At 43.3% G+C, this 23,709-nt stretch carries 13 protein-coding genes and 1 riboswitch; of the genes, 1 reads left to right on the forward strand and 12 read right to left on the reverse strand.

From position 1 onward, the window contains the following. Nucleotides 1-188 precede the first annotated feature (188 nt). The 10 genes from PODO_RS26405 to PODO_RS26450 all read right to left on the reverse strand — a co-directional run bounded on the left by PODO_RS26405 (nucleotide 189) and on the right by PODO_RS26450 (nucleotide 21,581). Complete coding sequence (locus PODO_RS26405) at nucleotides 189-7,004, reverse strand: S-layer homology domain-containing protein (RefSeq protein WP_038573395.1); 6,816 nt, start codon at nucleotides 7,002-7,004, stop codon at nucleotides 189-191. A gap of 301 nt (nucleotides 7,005-7,305) precedes the next feature. Beyond that, on the reverse strand, nucleotides 7,306-8,022 hold the full coding sequence (deoD, locus tag PODO_RS26410; RefSeq protein WP_036681380.1) for a purine-nucleoside phosphorylase: 717 nt from the start codon (nucleotides 8,020-8,022) through the stop codon (nucleotides 7,306-7,308). Nucleotides 8,023-8,138: 116 nt separating this feature from the next. Then, nucleotides 8,139-8,960, reverse strand: coding sequence for a methyl-accepting chemotaxis protein (locus PODO_RS26415; protein WP_038573397.1), 822 nt, complete (start codon nucleotides 8,958-8,960; stop codon nucleotides 8,139-8,141). A gap of 267 nt (nucleotides 8,961-9,227) precedes the next feature. Further along, entirely contained in the window at nucleotides 9,228-10,757 is a 1,530-nt protein-coding gene (gene ahpF / locus PODO_RS26420; protein WP_036681374.1) for an alkyl hydroperoxide reductase subunit F, read from the reverse strand. 14 nt (nucleotides 10,758-10,771) lie between these two features. Next, on the reverse strand, nucleotides 10,772-11,335 hold the full coding sequence (gene ahpC, locus PODO_RS26425) for an alkyl hydroperoxide reductase subunit C (RefSeq protein ID WP_036681373.1): 564 nt from the start codon (nucleotides 11,333-11,335) through the stop codon (nucleotides 10,772-10,774). Between the two features lie 249 nt (nucleotides 11,336-11,584). Then, entirely contained in the window at nucleotides 11,585-12,463 is an 879-nt protein-coding gene (locus PODO_RS26430) for an aminoglycoside phosphotransferase family protein (protein ID WP_036681371.1), read from the reverse strand. Nucleotides 12,464-12,556: 93 nt separating this feature from the next. After that, nucleotides 12,557-16,180, reverse strand: a complete 3,624-nt coding sequence (locus tag PODO_RS26435; protein ID WP_169744811.1) for an alpha-amylase family glycosyl hydrolase — start codon at nucleotides 16,178-16,180, stop codon at nucleotides 12,557-12,559. A 253-nt stretch (nucleotides 16,181-16,433) separates the two neighbouring features. Then, on the reverse strand, nucleotides 16,434-17,420 hold the full coding sequence (locus tag PODO_RS26440) for a phosphotransferase (protein WP_036681369.1): 987 nt from the start codon (nucleotides 17,418-17,420) through the stop codon (nucleotides 16,434-16,436). An 85-nt stretch (nucleotides 17,421-17,505) separates the two neighbouring features. After that, nucleotides 17,506-19,248, reverse strand: a complete 1,743-nt coding sequence (thiC, locus tag PODO_RS26445) for a phosphomethylpyrimidine synthase ThiC (protein WP_038573398.1) — start codon at nucleotides 19,246-19,248, stop codon at nucleotides 17,506-17,508. Nucleotides 19,249-19,350: 102 nt separating this feature from the next. Beyond that, nucleotides 19,351-19,460, reverse strand: a riboswitch (TPP riboswitch). A 69-nt stretch (nucleotides 19,461-19,529) separates the two neighbouring features. Continuing rightward, nucleotides 19,530-21,581 carry a beta-galactosidase gene (locus tag PODO_RS26450; protein ID WP_038573399.1) on the reverse strand — a complete coding sequence of 684 codons (2,052 nt, stop codon included), beginning with the start codon at nucleotides 21,579-21,581 and terminating at the stop codon, nucleotides 19,530-19,532. A 170-nt stretch (nucleotides 21,582-21,751) separates the two neighbouring features. On the opposite strand from PODO_RS26450, the gene PODO_RS30240 reads away from it, so the two are divergent. Then, nucleotides 21,752-22,585 carry a helix-turn-helix transcriptional regulator gene (locus tag PODO_RS30240; protein WP_052097339.1) on the forward strand — a complete coding sequence of 278 codons (834 nt, stop codon included), beginning with the start codon at nucleotides 21,752-21,754 and terminating at the stop codon, nucleotides 22,583-22,585. 55 nt (nucleotides 22,586-22,640) lie between these two features. Here the strand turns inward: PODO_RS30240 and PODO_RS26460 are convergent, their stop codons facing one another. Together PODO_RS26460 and PODO_RS26465 are read right to left on the reverse strand one after the other, a co-directional pair. Further along, nucleotides 22,641-23,165, reverse strand: a complete 525-nt coding sequence (locus tag PODO_RS26460; protein ID WP_038573400.1) for a hypothetical protein — start codon at nucleotides 23,163-23,165, stop codon at nucleotides 22,641-22,643. A gap of 30 nt (nucleotides 23,166-23,195) precedes the next feature. Then, complete coding sequence (locus PODO_RS26465; protein WP_052097341.1) at nucleotides 23,196-23,696, reverse strand: hypothetical protein; 501 nt, start codon at nucleotides 23,694-23,696, stop codon at nucleotides 23,196-23,198. Nucleotides 23,697-23,709 lie beyond the last annotated feature (13 nt).

The following is a 23,709-nucleotide window of genomic DNA, read 5'->3' on the forward strand; positions in this document are numbered from 1 at the left end:
CTGCGCAGTTACATTCAAAAGCTCCAGTTCATAATAACATATGAGCATGTGTTCATATGTTATTATGAACTGGATTTTTCTTCTTGTCAATAAAAAAGCAACAAATGATTGTCTCTGACCTAATAAAATAAAGAGGACCCTCCGCAGCTCTTCCTGCATGAAGGATCCTCTCGAATCAGAACCGTGTATTAAATCAAATCTGATTGTTGCAGCAATCTTTGGATGATAGCCGCAACTTCTGCTCTCGTAATGAAGGCTTGTGGGGCAAGTACATTTCCGCTTCTGCCCGTGATGATTCCTGCTTGCAGGCTGTCTGCAATGCCACTCTTCGCCCAGCCTGATGCTTCATTCGCATCCGTGTAAATGCTCAGCAGCTCGCTTGCTTCTTTGGCAGGAAGTTTTGTCTTCAAATCGGTAATCACCATAGCTTTAGCAATAATACTCATCGCCTGTTCCCGAGTAATCTTGTCTGTAGGATGGAACGCTCCATCCTCAAAACCGTTGATTAGCTTATAGGAGTAAGCTGTCTGCACCGCATCATTATACCAATCTGAGACCTTCACATCCGTAAAGGATGTTGTTCCGCTCTCCAATTTCAATCCCAATCCACGTACGATAATCGCCGCAAATTCTGCACGTGTAATCTCCTGATTAGGGTTAAACAAATCGTCACCGACTCCATTAATAACCTTACGGGAAGCCATCTCATTGACAATGTCCTTAGCCCAGTGGGTGACGACATCCTTGAAGTTCTGTGGATCTTGAACTACAAAATACGTACTGTTCGTTAAACTGTGTATTTTCGCAAAGTTTTTGCCATCAATGGCAACAATCTGTGTGGGTACATGGCGGATCGTCCCCCCTGCTTCAAGCACTAGCCCAGTCGTAATCTTCTTAAGGTCTACACCATCCGCAAGAGGAATAGTTCTTTCCACATAGGTATTAAACTTAGTGAGTTCAACAGTTTTCCCAGCGTAAGTAACTTTCACCGTGAAATCTAATGGCTGAGCTACCAGCGTTAGCTTTTCATTGGCTGCCAACATTTCTATTCTTTTCAGTACATCCGCAGTCGGAACAGAAATTGAAATTTTCACCTTCACATCTTGTAGAGCAATGTCTGTGCCAAACTGTTTTGAAATTGCACTGATATCAATCTGTGCTGCTGATATTGTATAAGTACCCTTTGGAGTACGAATGATTAACAGCGCCTGCTTCTGCTCCATATCTTTGATGATTTGACCATTAAGCTCGCCAATAATCACATCTGAAGTCGCAGTCACAGGGATAGTTATAATTGCATTCTGGTCTTCCTTTTCGATGCGTTGCTCTATTTTTGCCTGATCTACAACAATCGTGGTAACCGTCTGCCCGTTATGCTCAGATATCGTTGCTGTTCCGGCATTTTCAACCTTACCGTTCACCAATACCTCAACCATGCTGCTAGATGGTGTAGCTGTAGCAGTGGATCCTGCTGTTGCAGTTGGTGCAGTTGGAGCAGTTGTTGCAGGTGGTGCAGTCGGTGTTGATGTCGGTGATTCTGTTGGTGTTGGTGTTGGTGTTGGCGGTGTAGGTGTAACCTCAACCTCCGTTGATGACTTTGGTGTCACGGAGTTCGAAACTTCAGAAGCTACACTACTACCAGCGCTATTAATCGCTTTAACTGTAAACGAATAAGTTGTTCCATTCGCTAGACCTGTTACCGTTATTGGACTTGTTGCCCCAACTGTTACGATATTACCCGGAGAAGCAGTAACCTCATAATTCGTAATTGGAGTTCCCCCGTTCGAATCAGGAACTGCAAATGTCACAGTCGCCTCGCCATCTCCCGCTACTGCTATTAAGCCCGTAGGTGCAGATGGTGATGTTCTTGGTTTCGTGCTGACTTCGTTAGAAGCTGCACTCTCCCCGCCCGGATTAGATGCCTTAACTACGAAATAATAAGATTGGCCATTAGTTAACCCTGTCACATCATAGTTGTAGACGGACTCGCTTACTGTAGCCACTTGTGTCTCATAGATTCCGGAAGTGATACCTTGATATATAGTGTATCCAATCGCACCCTTCACCGGATCCCATGTTAAGCCGATGATGCCATTACTTGCCACAGGTGAATGAAGTATTGGCGCGCCCGGCGCTGGAACCTGAGGCGTTCTAGTTACTTCATTGGAAGCCGCACTGATACCATCAGGATTAACAGCTTTAACAATAAAATAATAAGCAGTTCCATTAATTAATCCTACAGCATCGTAACTGTTCTCAGAGCCACTTATCGTAGCTACCTCAGCTCCATAAACACCTGAAGCTGTAGACTGATATACAGCGTAACTATCGGTACCATATACGGGACTCCAAGTAATTCGAATATGTCCGTTTCCTGCCGTTACAGACTCAATACTTGGCGCAGCAAGTTCAGGCCAGGTAAGGTCAATAACTGCACTAGTGATCTCTGCAAGACCTGTCGCATCAAATGCCAGTTGGGCTCCGGTGATTCCAGCTGCATTCGTAGCTCCCAGATCCGTAAAGGAAATGACACCTGCTACTGCCGTCAACGTCGTATTCCCCGTCAACGTCCAGCTTCCTGCGTCCTTCTTCGACACAGTAACAACCGAACTGTTGTCGCCAATGTTTACATTCCCAAACTGATCCAGCAAAGTAATTACTGGCTGCTGCGCGAAGCTGCCGCCATTGGCCTGCGGGGCACTTACGCCCGTGGTCAGCTTCATTGTCGCTGTGCTACCTGCGACAGGTGCAATGTTCAGCGCCATTGCCGCTGGCGAGGTTACACCTGCTTGGCTGAACATAACCGCTTGCGCGCCAGCTTTGTTCAGCTTCAGATCCACCTGAGCTACACCCTCAACGAAATCAACGTTGATCTTGCTCGGTGAAGCCGCCAAAGCGGTACTTCCTAAGCTTCCGTACGTTCCGTCCGGCGCAACATCATAACCTGATACCGTCACTTCTTTTGTTCCGGTAAACAGAGTGTCCGTGTCGCCCAGCGAATTCTTCACGGTCAGCGTAATGCCATTATCCACACCTACGACAGGTGTCAAAGTCGCCGCTGAGGCGGTAATGCTTTGCGCTCCCTGTGGTTGTGGAAGATTCACGGTAGCGCTAGTGATCTCTGCAAGACCTGTCGCATCAAATGCCAGTTGGGCTCCTGTGATTCCAGCTGCATTCGTAGCTCCCAGATCCGTAAAGGTAATGACACCCGCTACTGCCGTCAACGTCACATTCCCCGTCAACGTCCAGCTTCCTGCATCCTTCTTCGACACAGTAACAACCGTACTGCTGTCGCCAATGTTTACATTCCCAAACTGATCCAGCAAAGTAATTACTGGCTGCTGCGCGAAGCTACCGCCATTGGCTTGCGGAGCACTTACGCCTGTGGTCAGCTTCATTGTCACTGTGCTGCCTGCGACAGGTGCAATGTTCAGCGCCATTGCCGCTGGCGAGGCTACGCCTGCTTGGCTGAACACAACAGCCTGTGCTCCCGCTTTGTTCAGCTTCAGATCCACCTGAGCTACGCCCTCAACGAAATCAACGTTGATCTTGCTCGGTGAAGCTGCCAAAGCGGTACTTCCTAAGCTGCCGTACGTTCCGTCCGGCGCAACATCATAACCCGTTACCGTCACTTCTTTTGTTCCGGTAAACAGAGTGTCCGTGTCGCCCAGCGAGTTCTTCACGGTCAGCGTAATGCCATTATCTACACCTACAACTGGTGTCAACGTCGCCGCTGAGGCAGTGATGCTTTGCGCTCCCTGTGGTTGTGGAAGATTCACGGTAGCGCTAGTGATCTGTGTAAGTCCTGTCGCATCAAATGCCAGTTGGGCTCCGGTGATTCCAGCTGCATTCGTAGCTCCCAGATCCGTAAAGGTAATGACACCCGCTACTGCCGTCAACGTCACATTCCCCGACAACGTCCAGCTTCCTGCATCCTTCTTCGACACAGTAACAACCGTACTGTTGTCGCCAATGTTTACATTCCCAAACTGATCCAGCAAAGTAATTACTGGCTGCTGCGCGAAGCTACCGCCATTGGCTTGCGGAGCACTTACGCCCGTGGTCAGCTTCATTGTCGCTGTGCTACCTGCGACAGGTACAATGTTCAGCGCCATTGCCGCTGGCGAGGCTACACCTGCTTGGCTGAACATAACCGCTTGCGCGCCAGCTTTGTTCAGCTTCAGATCCACCTGAGCTACACCCGCAACGAAATTAACGTTGATCTTGTTTGGTGAAGCTGCCAAAGCGGTACTTCCTAAGCTTCCGTACGTTCCGTCCGGCGCAACATCATAACCCGCTACCGTCACTTCTTTTGTTCCGGTGAACGTTGTATCCGTATCGCCCAGCGAATTCTTCACGGTCAGCGTAATGCCATTATCCACACCTACGACAGGTGTCAAAGTCGCCGCTGAGGCGGTAATGCTTTGCGCTCCCTGTGGTTGTGGAAGATTCACGGTAGCGCTAGTGATCTCTGCAAGACCTGTCGCATCAAATGCCAGTTGGGCTCCTGTGATTCCAGCTGCATTCGTGGCTCCCAGATCCGTAAAGGAAATGACGCCCGCTACTGCCGTCAATGTCGTATTTCCCGTCAAGGTCCAGCTTCCTGCATCCTTCTTCGACACAGTAACAACCGTACTGTTGTCGCCAATGTTTACATTCCCAAACTGATCCAGCAAAGTAATTACTGGCTGCTGCGCGAAGCTGCCGCCATTGACCTGCGGCGCACTTACGCCCGTGGTCAGCTTCATTGTCGCTGTGCTGCCTGCGACAGGTGTAATGTTCAGCGCTGTTGCCGCTGGCGAGGTTACGCCTGCTTGGCTGAACACAACAGCCTGTGCTCCCGCTTTATTCAGCTTCAGGTTCACCTGTGCTACACCCGCAACGAAATCAACGTTGATCTTGCTCGGTGAAGCTGCCAAAGCGGTGCTTCCTAAGCTTCCGTACGTTCCGTCCGGCGCAACACCATAACCCGTTACCGTCACTTCTTTTGTTCCGGTAAACAGAGTGTCCGTATTGCCCAGCGAATTCTTCACGGTCAGCGTAATCCCATTATCTACACCTACGACAGGTGTCAACGTCGCCGCTGAGGCGGTGATGTTATATGCAAGAGTAGGTCCTAGGTTCAGGGTCATTTTAGTGAAATAATCCCCCACGACCTTAAAGTTAGTACCATCGTAAATAATGCCATTAAAATTAGAAGTAAGATCTGATGTTTCCTGAGTCCACGTGGATCCGTCTGCCGAAGAGAATAACTCCCCCTTCAATCCAACAGCCAGAAAACTTCCATTACCAAAGCTGATATTATTTAGTGCGCTAGATGATATTGTAACCTTCGTAAAAGTTACCAAATCCTCAGTGGTTAGAATTACTGCCTGCTGGCTAATTGTATCTTCTCCAACCAGAATATAAGCTCTGCCATCATAGGCAATTCCCTTTAAAGAAGTATTGGGGAACCCAATCTCTAGGGGCACATTCCACTGTATTCCATCCGATGATTTTGCGATAACAACGCTCTCTTGCTCATAAGTAGTACTATTGTATTTCATCCCAAGAGCTACAAATTGATTATTCAAGTAAGCTACTGTATTAAATGCAAAATCCCCATTTTTAAATCTCTCTGTCCATGAGGTTCCGTTAACTGAAGAATAAATTCCGCCATAATCGGAAACTGCAATATACTGATTTGTGCCAAAAGCAATACCTGTCAGATTGTCCTGCACTCCGGTATCTGTCGTAGTCCAAGTGTCACCGTTGGTCGAGGTCACCACTTTGGCGTTAAGATTGTAGTTTTCTTTATCTGTAACCGCAATAAACTTCCCTGCTCCATAAGTGACCGCATTCATTCCCGGCAGCTTAGAGGGTGTGACATCGTTCCATACTGCGGAGCTAGTAGATTTGTAAATAGAGCCATATTCCCCGGATGAGACAGCAACATAATTGCCATTACCATCCTTAGCAATACTTTTCAGATTACCGCTGACATTACTCCACGCCGAGAGGTCAGAAGAAACCAGCAAGCCGCTGCCCCCTGAGGCAACATATTTGCCATTTCCGTAAACCATATTGTTCACCATCATTGTTGTATGGGTATCCGAAGATGTCCACTGGCTGCTGTCCAGCGGAGCCGCAGGAGATTTATAAATTACGCCCTGCCCAAACAACAAATAGCTCCCATTTAAAGAACCTCCCCCATAAAATTGCTTATTATCCCATGAGGCATCAACGGTCCAGTTAACACCGTCTGTAGAGGTGAATACTTTTTTAGCATAAGGAGTCACGATATAACTAAAGAAACGATTATTTAAATAGATTACATTCGTAACATAAGGCCAGCTAGAATTATAGTGGTTGATCACAAGATCGGTTAAGGTAACCGTTGTCCAATTGATCAGATTCGTTGAGGTATAATAGACAGCATTGTTAGCAGAGACCACATATTTGTTGTCGCCATAAGCAATATCCGTTAAGCTTTGCATTCCGAATATTGCATTGGTAGAAGTGATTCCTGTGTCTGTCCAGTTAATGCCATCCGAGGATTGTAGAAGAGTTACATTATAAGAAGGTGGATTGGTGCCAGGTTTATATACTGACTGCCATACAAAAAACTTTCCATTGACCGCTTTCAACCTTTCCGGTGTGATAGCTAACGTTTTTTTTGTCCAATTTTCACCATCGAGTGAATTGTATACTGCCTTTTCGCTACCATCAATAGCTAAGAACAGCCCATTAGCGAACACAATAGAAGTTAGTTTGGGGTTCCCCGCCTTATTGGAGATAGACCAATCTACGCCATTTGATGATGTAGATATCCCTCCTTGGCCCACCGCTACAAAAACATTGTTACCAAATGCAACACTGCTCAAATTTCCAGCTGATGTGGAGCTTTGATCTATGATATTGCTATTGCTGGGTGCTGCATAAATTACTGCAGGCATAAACAGAGAACTGACGATAGAGAATACTAAACTTATTGCTAATAAAAGATTGCCACTCCGCTTAATCACAATTTTCCCCCTTTGGCATTACACCAAAATATAAATACTTCCACCATATGGAGATTAGATGTCTTTTCTAAGATTTGTAGCCATTTGGTTTGATTTTTATATCGGTATAATCCGAGAGAATTATTACGAATTTAACATTAAATTTTGATTAAAAACAACAATAATTTACACGCTTCACCTATCCATTTCCACAACCTTACAAATGAGAAAAAAACCTATTAAATATCAGGACTTAATCCTGAATTTAATAGGCTCTCAAGCTTTTGCTCGTAGAACTTTTTAAGCTACTTAATCTTTTTTATTAAATAGAAATCGCTGCTTCTAAAGCTACTTCCATCATGCCGTTGAAAGAATTTTGTCTTTCTTCTGCCGTGGTTACAGCATGAGTAACTAACGAATCAGAAATGGTAAGAATACATGCAGCTTGTTTACCTAACACTTTCGCATTATGGAACAACGCATAACTCTCCATTTCTACACAAACACAGCCATGTTCATTGTAAAATTCATTAACTCCAGGCACATTGTCTTCATGATAGAATACATCGCTGGAATGAATTCTCGCCGTCAGAACTGGCTTGTTAATACGTGTAGCCGCTGCTTCAATGACTTCGTTCAATTCTTTACTTGGCAGCTGGATATCTCCTTCTACACCGCTTTGCACATAGGCATATGTAGATTCACTCCACGCGCTATCCGCCAACACCACGTCAAATAAATTCAATTTATCTGTGTATGCTCCAGCACTACCGATACGAATGATGTTTTCCACACCATAGTTTTTGTATAGTTCATAAGAATAAATACCGATACTTGGCATTCCCATTCCCGAACCCATTACCGAAACCTCTTTGCCTTTATAAGTTCCTGTATATCCAAACATATTACGTACCGTATTAAATTGAGTTGGGTTCTCCAAATAGGTTTCTGCAATATACTTCGCTCTCAAAGGATCTCCTGGCATTAATACTGTTTTGGCGATTTCACCATTTTGTGCTGCATTGTGCGGCGTTGACATAATTTATTCCTCCTATGTTAATTACTCATTACTATCTTACTATACCATTCATCATTTTAAATATACGTTTAAAATTTTCTTTTATTGCGACAAAAATACTGCTACTGAATCTCTTTTTATAATTTATTAGCAAACTCGTTAAGTTTTTGGGACATTATCTTTATTTCCTCAATAAATGTAGAAGTATGCTGAACAGACGCCGCCTGTTCTTGGCCGATAGCTGCTATCTTCTCTATCGAATTAGCCATTTGATTCGTAATTCCCTTGATCTGTAACATGGTTTTATTTATGTTTTGCGTTGAGGCAACGGTTTCCCTTGAAAATTTCCGGATTTCCTTGGCTACGACTTCAAAACTTCTACCTTTCTCACCTGCATGCGCTGCTTCTATTGCAGCATTCAGCCCAAGTAAATTCGTTTGATCAGCAACCCTGTTAATAATCGATAGGACCTCTGTTGTATTCTCCACATCTTTTCCAGCCTGCTGAGATTGAATGAGTAGTTCCTGAGAGTGATCCGAAAGTGAACTTACGCCAAAGGAAATATTATTAATTTGCTCATTGGCTTGGGATAATGATTCCGAGATTTGTTCTACAATGGCTTTTAATTCACTTTGTCTTCGAATCTGAACTGCAATCCCGCCAATGACTTGACCCGTTTGATCGTGAAGAGGTGTTGCTGTACCTGTAAACTCAAATCCATAAAAGTGGGCTGGAACATCGGACTTCAAGGTACGATTCTCTTGTATCGCTAAGTAAAGCGGCTCTTCTTTGTTTAAAGATTGTCCTTCGTTAATGTTTAAATTTATGGTGTCGCCAGGAAAATAAGCAACGAACCGTTCCAAATCACATATCGCTATTGATAAATCAGCCGGGATCGATAATTTTATAATAGGTATAAGTGAGATAAATTTGTCTAAAGATTCAATGTTGTTAATCACAGAAATATAGTCTCCATTCCAGCAAAACGTTATTTATAGCGCACCAAGTCTAAGCAGATCATGCCTTACATACATGCATTTAATCTAAATATTTAATTTTGCTTAATTCATATTTTAGATATGTATTCGCGAAAATCTTCATAAAATCCTCCAAAAAAGTTTACAAACACCCATTTCTCTCTCACAAAAGACGGATAACATAAAAAAAAGCCCCCACTTTGTGAAAAGTGAGGGCTTTCGTTCTCTTGCTGTTACTAATAATATCGATTAGTTACGGATCAGATAATCAAATGCTCCTAGCGCTGCAGTTGCACCGGATCCCATCGAGATAATGATTTGTTTATAAGCACTATTAGTGCAGTCACCAGCAGCAAATACTCCTGGTAAGCTAGTAGCACCATGGCTATCTACAACAATCTCACCTACGCGAGTACGTTCAACTGTGTCACCTAGCCATTCTGTATTTGGAACCAGACCGATCTGTACAAATACACCCTGCAATTCAACATGGTGAGTCTCTTCTGTCGCACGATCAACATAAGAAATACCATTTACCTTATCAGTTCCGGTAATTTCTTTAGTTTGCACGTTTTTAAGAACAGTAACGTTAGGAAGGCTATAAAGACGATCTTGCAGCACAGCATCAGCTTTGAGCTCTGGAGCAAATTCCAGAACCGTTACATGCTTCACTATACCTGCAAGGTCAATAGCTGCCTCAATACCTGAGTTACCACCGCCAACAACTGCAACATCTTTGCCTGCAAACAAAGGACCATCACAGTGTGGGCAGTAGGCTACACCTTTGTTCTTGAATTCAGCTTCACCAGGCACGCCCATATTCCGCCAGCGAGCACCTGTAGACAGAATGACCGTCTTACTCTTTAGAACAGCGCCGTTCTCGAGTTCAACTTCAATTAAGTCATTTTTGTCTAGACGTCTGACACGCTGCAATTTCATCACATCAATGCCATACTCTTTTACCTGCTCTTCAAGTTTAGCTACGAGTTGAGGACCTTCAGTGTACTTCACACTAATAAAGTTCTCGATACCAAGCGTGTCGTTAACCTGTCCGCCAAAGCGTTCAGCAACAATACCTGTACGAATACCTTTACGTGCCGCGTAAATGGCTGCACTTGCACCAGCTGGGCCGCTGCCGACAACAAGCACATCATATGGAGCTTTATTGTCAAACTCTGATGCGTCCACACTGCTGCCCATTTTAGCTAAAATTTCTTCAACCGTCATACGACCACTTTCGAAAAATTCACCATTAAGGTAGACGCTTGGAACAGACATAATTTCTTTGCTTTCTACCTCTTCTTTGAATACTCCACCGTCAATCATCGTATGGGTAATGCCCGGATTAAAGATACTCATAAGATTCAGTGCTTGTACAACATCAGGACAATTATGACAGCTCAGGCTAACATAAGTTTCAAACTTATATTCACCACTAATGCCTTTGATCTGATCAATTACACTTTGCTCAACCTTAGGAGCTCTTCCGCTAACCTGCAACAGAGCCAATACTAATGAAGTAAATTCGTGTCCAAGCGGAGTTCCGGCAAAGGTTACACCCGTATCTTCACCCACACGATTTACACTAAAGCTTGGGGTTCTAGATAGTTCGGTTCTTTCCACCGTAATCCTAGCTGACATTTTGGCAATTTCATCAACTAGTTCAGTCATCTCTTGTGATGCCTCGTCAGCGCCTGCACTGAGTTTCAGTACTACATCGCCTTCCAAGAGTTCTAGGTATTGCGCTAGTTGAGCTTTTATTTCTTGATCTAGTTTCATTTAGCTTTCGCTCCTTAAATCTTACCTACAAGATCGAGACTTGGTTTAAGAGTTTCTGCACCTTCCGACCATTTCGCTGGGCAAACTTCACCTGGATGATTGCGTACATATTGCGCTGCTTTAATTTTGTTAACAAGAGCGCTAGCATCACGGCCGATACCACCAGCATTAATCTCAACAGTTTGAATAACACCGTCTGGATCAATGATGAATGTACCACGATCAGCAAGACCGTCAGCTTCGATCAATACATCAAAGTTGCGGGAAACCACATGGGAAGGATCGCCGATCATAATGTACTTCACCTTGCCAATTGCTGCGGAGCTTTCATGCCATGCTTTATGTGTAAAGTGTGTGTCAGTAGAAACGGAATATACTTCAACACCTAGTTGTTTGAGGGTTTCATATTGGTTCTGCAAATCTTCTAGTTCAGTTGGGCATACGAATGTGAAGTCAGCTGGGTAAAAGCAAACTACACTCCATTTACCTTTGAAGTTTTCTTCTGTAACATCGATAAATTTCCCATCTTGAAATGCGCTTGCTTTGAATGGTAGTACTTCTGTTCCGATTAATGACATATTGTTTAATCTCCTTTGGGTTTAATTTATGAATAGAGTGGATACTATTTATAATTATTATAATTAACCAAATTAAGGCCTGTCAAGTTATTTATAATAATTCTAATATGATAATCGTTGTCAGTCGCTAAATGTTCATACAAATTCCTTTCTTTCAGATTTAAATACAACACTTTATCATCTGACTGATGCTCATTCGTGCTTATTGACTATTATGGTTTAGTTTACATGTTTTATGTAGTTCAATTTCTACAATTCGATGTCTTCTACTATTAGATTGATAATATTCAAGGATTCTTCCGCTACTGTTGGATTAGAATATCGATTTCCATTATAGGTGATCAGTGCTTTCCATAAAGCCCACCCTCTTGCTCTATTCCACGTTTGTGCATCCATGTTTAATACCTTTTTAAAGATCCTTCTACTAGCCTCATCAAAAAAAGTCCACGCCATTGCAGCATCACAAGCAGGATCACCCACCCCTAATATGCCAAAATCAATGACTGCACAAAGCTGTCCGTCTTTGACTAATATATTTCCAGGTGCGACATCACCATGAACCCAAACTGGTTCTGACTCCCATTCAGAGTCTAATGCCAGTTCCCAGATCTTTTTCAATAGACCTTCATTAAAAATATCTTTATTATGCTCAATCGCATTTCTAGATTCCTCATCATATACAGCTAAGGACCCACCTCTATAAAAATTATGCTCTCCTGCTAAAGGTCCCCCACTAGCATCAATAGACTGTAATTCAATTAAAAAGCTCCCCAAGTCTCTCGCAAATTGATTGAGATCATTAATGTTCTCATGGGATAAAGTCTCTCCCTCTAGCCACTTATTAATAGACCAAGGCCAGGGATATTCTTTGTTAGGTGTCCCTTTCGCTAATGGTGTTGAAATAGGTAACGTAAGTCCTTTCCTTAAAAAAGGTAACCATAGTTGTTCTTTCTCCACTTGGGGAACATAAGCGGCTGCACTTGGTAATCGCACACTCATCTGTTCACCTAAATGAAAAGTCCGATTATCATGCCCACTGAATTTCACAGACCTGATCTCTAAATCGGACCATTTAGGAAATTGTTCATTTATTAATCTTGCTACTAAATCGACGTCTATAGTATGCATAATATCTCTCCACATATATGAAATTGAAGCAACACCAGTTGCGGAATCCGAGCTGATGTTGCTTCTTTTTAACTATGAAATGGATACAAGGGTCTACTTCAGATAGGTTCCTGACTCTCCGATTCCACCACTACCGTTCAATACATATACACGCGCATTTCCTTTCCCGGAGCAGTTGATTGTGATCACACCGTTGGTAACGGTTTTCGTATCACCAGTGACCGCATCCACATAAGTTCCGTTAGGAATTCCGGTGAATGTTGCATTTCCTGAGATCGTAACCAAAGCAAAGCTATCGATTCCTTTGCTACTATCAGTGTATCTTCTTTTAAATGCCAAATCACCTGATACATTTTCTGTAGAATATTGGCCTTTTTGCAAAGCAGGAACAGCTCTTCTGATTAAATTAAGTTGTCTGATATGTTTCGCCAGAGGATAATTTAACGAGTCTGCAAGTGTGCCAGTAGCATTGGTATATTTACCGTAATCTTGAACAGTAACACTACCCTCAATATGATCGCCAAAGTAAGCACGGCCTGTTGTACTTAACGGTGCATTTGGACCTACATCTATGACTGATCCTTTTTTAAACTCAATTTCAGAACCATAATAGATCGCAGGTATTCCTCGGAAGGTGAACATCAGAGCGAGATTCTCAGCCCAAGTGTCCTGTGTGCCGGCAAATCTTTGATTTTCTGGTGCCTGGTCAGGTGCATAGTCATGAGAGTCAATATAAGTTACATTCCAGGTAGCATCATTATAGAATTGATCACCGCTTCTCATACTGAATGCTTCCTGAGCAGTCTTGAAGGCCCAGTGCATTGGAAAATCAATGACATCCATACCCGATTTCATCGAATAGTCAGGCGTATGATAAGTATTTCCTGTTAAAAATGCATTGTTCGAGGTAGGCTGTCCTGCTGTAGTATAGTTATCTGCCCACTCTTGTTCCACCGATAGCTTGTTGGAAGCGTAATCATTTTGACCATCACCTGGATAGGATTTTGAGCTTTTCCAAGTATAAAATGGTGTTGATATCGCCGGAATTCCACTGTTCCAGACATCTCTGTACCGAGTAGCCACTTCCCCAAAGACAAAGAAGTCTGAGCCTCCTCTTGTTTTCCATGCCGGCACAAAATATTTGTTAAAAATATACCGGCTTACATGCTTTACAGTATCGACCCGAAAAGCATCCACACCCATATCAATATATTGATTATAGCTGTCGATTAGATACTGATTCACTAGAGGATTTTCTGTGTTTAAGTCTACACAGTCTCCCGCAATCTGTCCTGTCTGGACGGTGTAAGACTCCCAAGAAAGACTTTTTTCCGTATGGTAAATGTTATTGTTAGTCTCCGCAGTCTTCATTAAGGCAAGTCTTGCCTGATATTGCTGATCAGGGGTCATGGAATCATAGTTAGCTGGCAGCTTATCCGTAATTTTGAGCATGTTACTCACGGTGTCCGCCGCCGCCGGATCTTTTTTGAACATCGGGAACAGATTTTCTTCTCCAAAATTACCGGTATGATTGACGACAATATCTTGAATAACCTTTATCCCTCTCGCGTGTGCTGCATTGATCAAATCCTGATAAGATGCCCCTGCGGATTCATATCTTGGATCTATTTTCGCAAAATTTATTGCATGGTACCCATGATAATCATAACCGCTGGCATTCTGCACCACAGGTGTAATCCAGATGGCACTGAATCCTAAGGCTTTAATGTAATCGAGCTTTTGAATCAGTCCTTTGAAATCCCCTCTCCAAGCTGGATCAGAGTCCGGATTTCCTGCCTTGGCATCCTCCCATGCATGCTCGTTGTTACTGGAATCACCGTCATAGAACCGGGAAGTGATTACAAAATAAATCGTATCTTCACGAAAATCGCCCTTATTACCAATGTTATAAACAAAACTCTGTTTGGTTTCATTTCCGGCACCATCGATCACAAGGAATTTTAAGGTTGTCGTCTTGTTAATCAAGATAGACGGTCCCGCAAGAGATGTTAGTGCATTGCCTGAAATATAGACTTTTGAACTCGTTGTTGGTTCCGTACCATTATCTGTGTAATATGCTGTGGTTGTTGCCGCCTTGTTGTCTTTTATATTAAAAGATACGGAAACCGCTGAGCTCGAATTCCCAACAGGCAGATTCGCAGTGATAATCGGAGCTTGCAAATCGGCATTCAGATCAATCACATAAGCAAAAGAGCCTACATTACCCGCTTGCCCTATAGAGTTAACGCCGAATGCTTTGATAGTCAAAGAAGAAGGTACTTGGATTGGAGTCGTATACAACGTTGAGGTTGTCGTAGGTGTTGATCCGTCGGTCGTATAATAAATTTTATCGCCGCTATTTGTACTGGATAGGGTCACCGTTTGGGCAGAATCATAGGTTTTGGGCACAGGAGAGACGGATATCACCGGAACCTTAGGAACGTCTGGATTGGCGTCATACCATACGTTATCTGAGTTATACCAGCCCTCTTTTACGCTGCGAGATAAGTCGCCCGTTTGTTTGCCATTGCCGTCATTAAAGATCAGGCTTGCACCTGTAGCATTCGGAACAGTATAGCTATACCAATCGTTTCCGTCCGATTTCATCAGTATTCCCGGCCATGCTCCACTAGTCGGAACGGTTGCCGGATTCAGATTCCAGTAATGGATGCGGATCGCTGCATTCCAGCTTGCTGGTTTCTTAAAGTGAACGGTTAGCCCCGCTGAAGTAGGTGTAGGTGTTGGCGTCACTGTTGGCGTTGGTGTAGGAGTTACGGTAGGTGTTGGCGTTGGTGTAGGAGTTACGGTAGGTGTTGGCGTTGGTGTGGGTGTTATGGTAGGTGTTGGCGTCACTGTTGGTGTAGGAGTTACCGTAGGTGTTGGTGTCACTGTTGGTGTAGGAGTTACCGTAGGTGTTGGTGTCACTGTTGGTGTAGGAGTTACCGTAGGTGTTGGTGTCACTGTTGGGGTAGGAGTTATCGTTGGTGTTGGTGTAGCTCCGGCCGAAAGGGTCACATAGTCGATATTAATATTCCCGCTATCATCTGAGTCATATTTATAAGCAAGCGTGTTATTTCCTGCCTGTAAGGAGAGTGTTTCTGTTTGGTCTGCCCATGTATCCCAGTTGGTCAGGTTGGCTAATGTTGTCTGTGTAACCTTTATTCCATTGACATAAATGGACACCTTTTTAGCACTGCCGGATGCATTAGCATAGTGAAGCGTGGCATTATAGGACCCTTCTGCGGAAGCCTGGACGTTAAAAGTGGCAGTTGCTCCTGTAGTTGTGTATCCATCAACAAAACCGGTGCCCGAATATCCGGTGTGATTCGTATTTACTTTTGCACCACCAGACAGGGATGCACTCTCTGCTTCGTATTTCCCGGCAACCGGAATAACAACCGTCCAGTTCTTCCCGCCGTTATTGTCCCAACTATCCGTTGGAGCCGTGATGTGATAACAATAAATTAGGGTGGCGCCTTCCTGAACATTGAGGTTGGCGGTGAACGTAGTTCCATTTTTGGTCATCACCGTGTCCGTAGTATTAGCCCAGTTATTCGTAGTCCAATGTAAGGTCACAGCTGACGCTGTGGGATTGGTGTAGGTGACTGTATGATCCGTATTGCTGGCCGATGCTCCACCCGATAAACCAAATAAACTAAAAATGAGCGAAAAAATAATTAACCACGAAATATAACGCCTGGATTGTTTGGATACCAAGTAAATAACCTCCTCATAATTTTTAGTGCAGCTACGATCTTTATGCTTATCGTGTGGTGCAAACGTTTGCGAAAATGAGAAAAAAAGAAATACTTGATAGTTTTGATCTCCTCCTTCCATGATAAATAAGGAAAAAGCTCATTGAATGCGTTTACAAATAGCTCTATATGTGATGGATTTTCCTTGTTAAGATTATAGGCGCCAAACTTTTGCTGGTCAATGCATCTTTTAGGCTATAATTCAATCGTTTTCACTATAAGTTGCCTAAGATAGCATGCAAGTTATTCAGGTTCTTAGCAAGCCAATTCATTTCTTTTGCAAAACGTTTTGGAGGTACACTATGTTTGTCCATCGCGGCATTAATCCACCACGGGCTTTCCATATACCACAACAACTGCAATGATTTTGTTAAATCCCCCTGCTCCACCGTTCGTTCCTCACGATATCCGTCAATAAATGCTGAAGCTAGTGCTCCATCTAAATCTTCATCTAAAGCACATGACATCACTGCTCGCGCCACATCTAGCTGCGGATAATCATATTTGAACCGATCAAAATCTAGAATTGCAGACAATTGGCTATCTTGAAATAAAAGATTATCAACCCATAAATCACGATGTGCCCATCCAGCTTCAAGTCCTTCGAATATTTCCGGATCTATTTCTTCAGTCGCTCTCAGCTGTATCTCTAGGTCAGTGATGAGTGAAGTTTTACCCATTACCTTTGATTGTTGTAGGAGTATATTCCAATGTTCTAAACGATCCTCAGAGCTTTGGGGAATAAATTGTGGGGTTCTTTTCAAACTAATGGTCCCATCATTTAATAAACGATGCATTTTACCTGTGGCACGACCCAAATCAAACATTTGATGGATATTAATCTTACCCGGCTCTATGACACGGCCTTCACAATATTCCATTGCCATAAACGTTTCTCCCTGATCTGATTCCAGTAAAACATTATTGTTATAAGCCAACAATCCGGGACATGGGAGCCCCTGTAGATACAATCTTTTCTGTTGAGAAAAGGCAAAGTTCAGCTCTTCTGGGTTATACAATTTATATCTTTTTTTGTTGTATTGTTTAAGTAGAAATTGCCCTGAATCCGTTGTGATTTTCCATTTAAGATTTAACCAGCCACGTTTTATTGGGGTAGCATGAAGGACTTTTAATCCAAAAAAATGATAGAAACTATTACTTAAATCCTCTAAAATGGCTTCCTCTGAACGAATCGCTTCCATTTCATCAACTCCTATCTATTCAAAGTATAAAAGAAGAAGCCGCCAATGACGACTTCTTTTAGATATTTCTTTTTAGCAGAAAAAGTTATCTATAAATGAGGCTCCCGCCTTGGAGAAACTCTTCTGCCTTCTCTTGCATTCCTGATTCAATTCTCGTCGAATTACGGATATTATGAGAGATCTTCATACTGCAAAATTTCGGCCCGCACATGGAACAAAAATGAGCTGTTTTAGCGCCTTCCGCAGGCAATGTCTCATCATGATATTCTAGCGCTCGCTCAGGATCTAACGATAAATGAAATTGATCACGCCAACGAAATTCAAAACGGGCTTTCGAAAGAGCGTTATCCCGGTCTTGTGCTCCTTTATGCCCTTTCGCCAAATCTGCGGCATGTGCCGCTATTTTATAAGTAATGACCCCTACACGTACATCTTCCTTATTAGGCAGGCCAAGATGCTCCTTCGGAGTTACGTAACATAACATTGCTGTACCGAACCAACCAATCATCGCTGCACCTATAGCAGAGGTAATATGATCATACCCCGGCGCAATATCTGTAGTCAGTGGACCTAACGTATAAAAAGGGGCTTCGTTGCAAGTTTCAAGTTGCTTATCCATATTCTCTTTAATCAAGTGCATCGGCACATGTCCTGGACCCTCTACCATCACCTGTACATCATGACTCCAAGCCATAGCTGTTAATTCACCTAACGTCTCTAACTCGGCAAATTGTGCTTCATCATTCGCATCAGCAATCGAACCCGGACGTAATCCATCGCCTAGGGAAAAAGAAACATCGTACAGCTTCATGATTTCACATATCTCTTCAAAATGTGTATATAAAAAGTTCTCTTGATGATGCGCAAGACACCATGCCGCCATAATGGAGCCACCTCTTGAAACAATACCTGTCATACGTTGTGCCGTCAACGGGATATAACGAAGCAGAACTCCCGCATGAATGGTAAAATAGTCCACCCCTTGCTCCGCTTGCTCAATGAGCGTATCACGGTATACTTCCCACGTTAAATCTTCCGCTTTCCCATTCACTTTTTCCAAAGCTTGATAAATAGGCACCGTTCCAATAGGAACAGGAGAATTACGGATGATCCACTCGCGTGTCGTATGGATGTTTTTACCTGTGGAGAGATCCATTATATTGTCTGCACCCCAGCGGGTAGCCCATCTCATTTTCTCCACCTCTTCCTCTATGGATGAGGATACTGCGGAGTTTCCAATATTGGCATTGATCTTTACCAAAAAATTACGCCCAATAATCATTGGTTCACTCTCTGGATGATTGATATTCGCTGGAATGATGGCGCGGCCGCGGGCTACTTCATCTCTTACAAATTCCGGTGTCACATTCTCACGAATCGCAACGTATTCCATTTCCGAAGTAATAATCCCTTTGCGTGCATAATGCATTTGAGAGACATTACGCCCCTTTTTCGCTCGCAAAGGTTTTCTATGGAGCGCTGGAAACACTTCCGCCACAGCTTTTCCCGTTGCATTCCCGTTATCTTCAGGCTTCACGGTTCTTCCTTCGTACGCTTCCACATCCCCTCGTTCCTCAATCCAGCTTAGACGATTGGGCTCTAACCCCTGACGAATATCAGTATGAATATTAGCATCCGTGTAAGCCCCACTTGTGTCATAGACATGAATTGGGGCATTCTCCTCTTCGCCGTCTATGCCCGCAGTTGGACTAAGTGAGATCTCCCGCATAGGGACCTGAATATCAGACCGTGAACCCTTTACATAGACTTTTTGACTTGCTGGAAAAGCTGATAGATTGATTGGATCGTTGTTCAATTCGCTTGTCATCTCAATTCCTCCTATAAGGTGATTTGATCAAGCGGAGACGGTCTACTCCCCACACATAGAAAAGGCCACATCTGTATAAGATGCGGCCTTAGAGTAGACAAATAGAAATAGAGCTCCATTTCCTCCGCTGGCATTATCCAGATCAGGTTTGACGGTCGATAGTTATAACTATCCTCTCAGCCTGGTCCCACCAAGCTCCCGTGACTATAATTGCTACTTCAAAGTATAACCGAAAAGAGAGAATTATCCAAATCTACTCAAATGTGAGATCAATGTGTACGTTAGTATAACACCAATACCCCAAATCCTTCCAGAAGCACCTCGCCCGACAATGTTGTGCCGCTCAGTAAATCTGTTTTGGTCTCATGAAGATGGATCGTGACAGGAGTCTCACTATAATTAAGCAAAAAAGCATAACTGGAAGAAGCTCCGGTACGGACTTGCAGCTCTACCTCTTCTGGGAGCTCCAGCCAATTTGCTGGCGATTGTAGATCAATTAATTTTATGATCTCAGCCGCTGCCTGTTCGTTAAATACGGCTCCGTAATACCAAACCTCACCCTTGCCGCGACGATTTCTAGTTACCGCCGGTTTTCCCGCATAATAATCAGAGGCGTAAACCGCCATCACTTCAACCGAAGCTTCCTCTATTTTGAGAATATCATTAAAGTCATCTGCTCCTGTAACGACTTCGGTCGCGCCCGACCAGCTAATTGTTGTTGGCTGACGACTGCCCTTAACCATTGTGAATTCTTCAACTGTGATCCCGCATAGATCCTTAGCAGTACCTGGGAAAGGACGCATATAACATTGACCGCGCTCATCCTTATAGCCAGTTCTACAGCCGAAGATCAGTTTGCCGCCTTGTTGAACATATTCATCCAGCAGAGACGCTGTCTCATCTGTCATAATCGCTGGGTGAGGATAGATAAGCACGTCGTACCTTGCAAGCTCCTCCAGCGTTGTTTTTTTGCGCAGATAGAGCACGTCATTCGGGATATGCTTCCGCTGAAGAGCCTTGTACCACTCCTTATTGCTCTTCCACATAAACGGGCCATGCCAAACATCGTATTCTCCATCCCACTCATTGTCATAATCACGAACAATAGCAACGTTAGCCTGATTATGAGTACCGATAAACGCTTGACCTGCTGCTGCCAGCTCCTGACCGATCTGCCCCGCTTCCCGCACTCTCCGGTTAGGCTGATTATGATAGTCATTGATTCCATGCCAATAAATTTCATTGCCCATCGTAGCTGTCCGCCAGCGGAAATATAACACCATATCTGCCCCATGAGCGATCGACTGATAAGTCCATAACCGCATCTGCCCGGGCTTTGGAGAAGGCATATCCATCCGGTTCACCCAGCCACCCGGGCCTGACTGCTGCTCCATAATGCAGAAATTCGGGGATATCGAACGAACAACAGATAATGACAGTCCCCAGCCTCTATCATTCAGCGGATTCCGCTCATTCGGGTCATAAAAAATAGTAGAGAACTGAGGATAGGAATCATAGCTGAAGAAATCCAGCAGTTCATCCGTCATTTCATGGCTATCGAGATGACCGAACAGACCGTTCGTGGTTACCCATTGCTTAGGGGCAAGTTTACGAATGATATCCGCTTGGTTTTTGGCAAAAGAAATTGTATTGTCCGAAATAAACCGTTTTTCATCCAATGCCTGATGAGGATTGGGTTGCTTCGGTACTGGAGTCGGACGTGGAAGATAGACCTGAGACCAGTCACTATAGCTTTGATTCCAAAAAACAGCTCCCCATGCCTCGTTCAAATGCTCAAGCGTAACATATTTCTGCTGTAGCCATTCCCGGAAGGCCTTATGGTCACTCTCCGAATAAAATTCACTGATCTCACAGTTGAGCTCATTATCAATTTGCCAGCCAACTACACCCGGATGATTGCCGTAATGTTCAGCCATTTGTTCTGCAATACGTGCACACAGTTCCCGGTATTTAGGACTGCTGTAATTATAATGGCGGCGCATGCCATGCTGAAGTGTAACACCTTCGTAGGTTACATTTAATACTTCTGGATATTTATCAGTCAACCAAGCTGGAGGCGTTGCCGTCGGAGTACCAAGTACAACCTGAAGACCATATTTATGTGCTAGATCAATCGCCCGATCAAAGAGCCCGAACTGAAACTCCCCTTCTGTGGGTTCAAAAATAGACCAAGCAAACTCCCCCATCCGAATGATCGTAAAGCCGAGTTCACGCATCCGGCGATAATCGTCCTCCCACATGTTTTCTGGCCAGTGCTCCGGATAATAACAAACGCCAAGCTCGAATTTTTCAGTTGCGACAGGTTTCTTCATCATTACCTCCAAAGTATTAAAAATATGCTTTCAATATTTTATAATTCTATTGTAGTATCAATGATAAGAGGTCTTATATAACAAAATATTGCTATCATATAACAATCTTGCGTTTATTGCCTTAATCCAACTTGCGCTCTGTTGCGCTACAGAAATGGGTGCTGCCAAACATGAAGAAACAATGGTATTTGCCGACACCGGCTTTTTCAAAATATGTCTGTTATCCTGAATTTTTGGGACATTACACTCACTTTCCACAACATACAGAGAGAAGAAGCGAAGGGTTTCTGGGGAGTTATAACCTGCATTTGATCTTTGGTGGGGAGGGTTATGTATTCCATGAGGGCGAACGTATTCCGATGAGTAGAGGACGAGGTTTTCTGTACCCAAAAGGGGCTTATCAGCAATACGGCTCTGACCCAGGCGAGCCTTGGGATGTCCGATGGGTTCATTTTAATATTGAAATCGTCCTCCCCTTATTAGAGGAAGTGGACCAGTCCCGTGCATACCTGTTCACTTTTGATTTGGATGCTAAGCTGGACGAGCTATTCGAGGAAATGTACCTACTGAGCGCTTCCTACGTGACCCGTAGCGAGCCAAGACTATCTGCTCTGCTGTATGAGCTTCTAGTTAAATTGCTGCAGAACTCCGAGCCGCTTCACGGCTCAGTACCGCACGAGGTTAGACAGTCCATCCGGAGTGCTGCAGATATCATTCATGTCGAATGTGCCAGCCCTTGGTCTCTGGAATCGATGGCAAGATTGACCGGGTACAGCAGCTATCATTTTCTAAGGCTGTTCCGGGTGGTTATGGGCAAAACTCCAAACCGTTATTTAACCGATTGTCGGCTGGCTAAAGCCAAGCTTTTACTGGTTTCCACAGGACTCTCCATTGCTCAGGTTGCGACTCAGTCCGGTTTTGCCCAATCCAGCTATTTTATTAAAGTGTTCAGAAGGTTTGAAGGCATGTCTCCTGTGAAATACCGGCAGGCTTTTGGGGCGTAGACGATCTTCCTTCAGTCCGTAGAGATTCAATCTTAGTCTCTTGGACTTATCACCCTTAAAGATCATCCTTAAGAGAAATTTCACTCTCAATATCTAAACTTATTGTTTCGGAATGAATCTCCCCTTCATTATCATTCCATGTAATAGATAAAGTGGTGTTTTCATAATTTTGTCTATTTTTATTTAATTCGTCATACGAATACGGACCTGTTATAGACCCGATATCAGTGTTACTTAATATTGAAACGGGTCCATCCGTTGACCTAGCTTCATTTACAAGAACTGTTTCATCCTTATTATTAGTGTTTTTTTCATTGACTTCATACTTATAATAGCTACTATTCACTAAAGCGCTTGGGTCTCCCTTGAACACTAACTTCCCATGTCCCCGTAAAATTTTGCTAGATGAAATTATTATTTTGTAATCTAAAACATCCCATGTATCCCCTGTACCCTTAAGCGTATATACTTGAACACCAGTGTTTAAATTTGTTTCGACCTCTTTATTGAAATATAAATAACTCCATATCGCATTCGAAATAATAACCACAGCTACAAGTACTAGGATTAGTTTTTTCATATCTGCTCCTTTATAAATACTCCCAAACCTTTATTTATATCTTAAATTCCACTCCTTAGACCATTTCGGGAAAGCTTCTCCGGTCAATTCTTCGAGTGTTTTTCCATCAATGGTGTAAACCCAACCCATATGTAATTCATCGAAATCAGGAAAACTATAGCCTCCTATCACTTCATCGTCTGCTTCTAGCAGAAAAATCAGGGTTTGTTTTTTTGTATTATCCTTCTCATTATCTAAGGGGTGGTTTTTAACGATTAACTTACTTGTAGTTATTTCCTTACCTATATAATCGATTGGATCAACACTTTGAACACTCCAATATTGTATGTATGGCATTTCCGTCAGCAGTTTTTTATCTAATAAATATTCAGAAACAATTCCTTCATTACTAATGATCAGATAGCCCATATCGGTAATAAATTGTTCAGCTTTGCTATATTCTTTTTTTGAATTATCGCTAATTTCCTCATCACTACATCCCAATAAAAAGATTAAGAATAACGGAATTATGATTCTCCTTAATTTTTTCATAGGTTCTCTCCTT

The sequence above is a fragment of the Paenibacillus odorifer genome (assembly GCF_000758725.1).
In the GTDB taxonomy this organism is placed as follows: Bacteria; Bacillota; Bacilli; order Paenibacillales; family Paenibacillaceae; genus Paenibacillus_AQ; species Paenibacillus_AQ odorifer.

What these genes read in the sequence shown, in the direction of transcription:
- deoD (WP_036681380.1), bottom strand. Translation starts at nt 8,022, where the DNA reads ATGTCAACGCCGCACAATGCAGCACAAAATGGTGAAATCGCCAAAACA.
- ahpC (WP_036681373.1), bottom strand. Translation starts at nt 11,335, where the DNA reads ATGTCATTAATCGGAACAGAAGTACTACCATTCAAAGCAAGCGCATTT.
- PODO_RS26430 (WP_036681371.1), bottom strand. Translation starts at nt 12,463, where the DNA reads ATGCATACTATAGACGTCGATTTAGTAGCAAGATTAATAAATGAACAA.
- PODO_RS30240 (WP_052097339.1), top strand. Translation starts at nt 21,752, where the DNA reads ATGAAGAAACAATGGTATTTGCCGACACCGGCTTTTTCAAAATATGTC.
- PODO_RS26440 (WP_036681369.1), bottom strand. Translation starts at nt 17,420, where the DNA reads ATGGAAGCGATTCGTTCAGAGGAAGCCATTTTAGAGGATTTAAGTAAT.
- ahpF (WP_036681374.1), bottom strand. Translation starts at nt 10,757, where the DNA reads ATGAAACTAGATCAAGAAATAAAAGCTCAACTAGCGCAATACCTAGAA.
- PODO_RS26450 (WP_038573399.1), bottom strand. Translation starts at nt 21,581, where the DNA reads ATGAAGAAACCTGTCGCAACTGAAAAATTCGAGCTTGGCGTTTGTTAT.
- thiC (WP_038573398.1), bottom strand. Translation starts at nt 19,248, where the DNA reads ATGACAAGCGAATTGAACAACGATCCAATCAATCTATCAGCTTTTCCA.
- PODO_RS26460 (WP_038573400.1), bottom strand. Translation starts at nt 23,165, where the DNA reads ATGAAAAAACTAATCCTAGTACTTGTAGCTGTGGTTATTATTTCGAAT.
- PODO_RS26465 (WP_052097341.1), bottom strand. Translation starts at nt 23,696, where the DNA reads ATGAAAAAATTAAGGAGAATCATAATTCCGTTATTCTTAATCTTTTTA.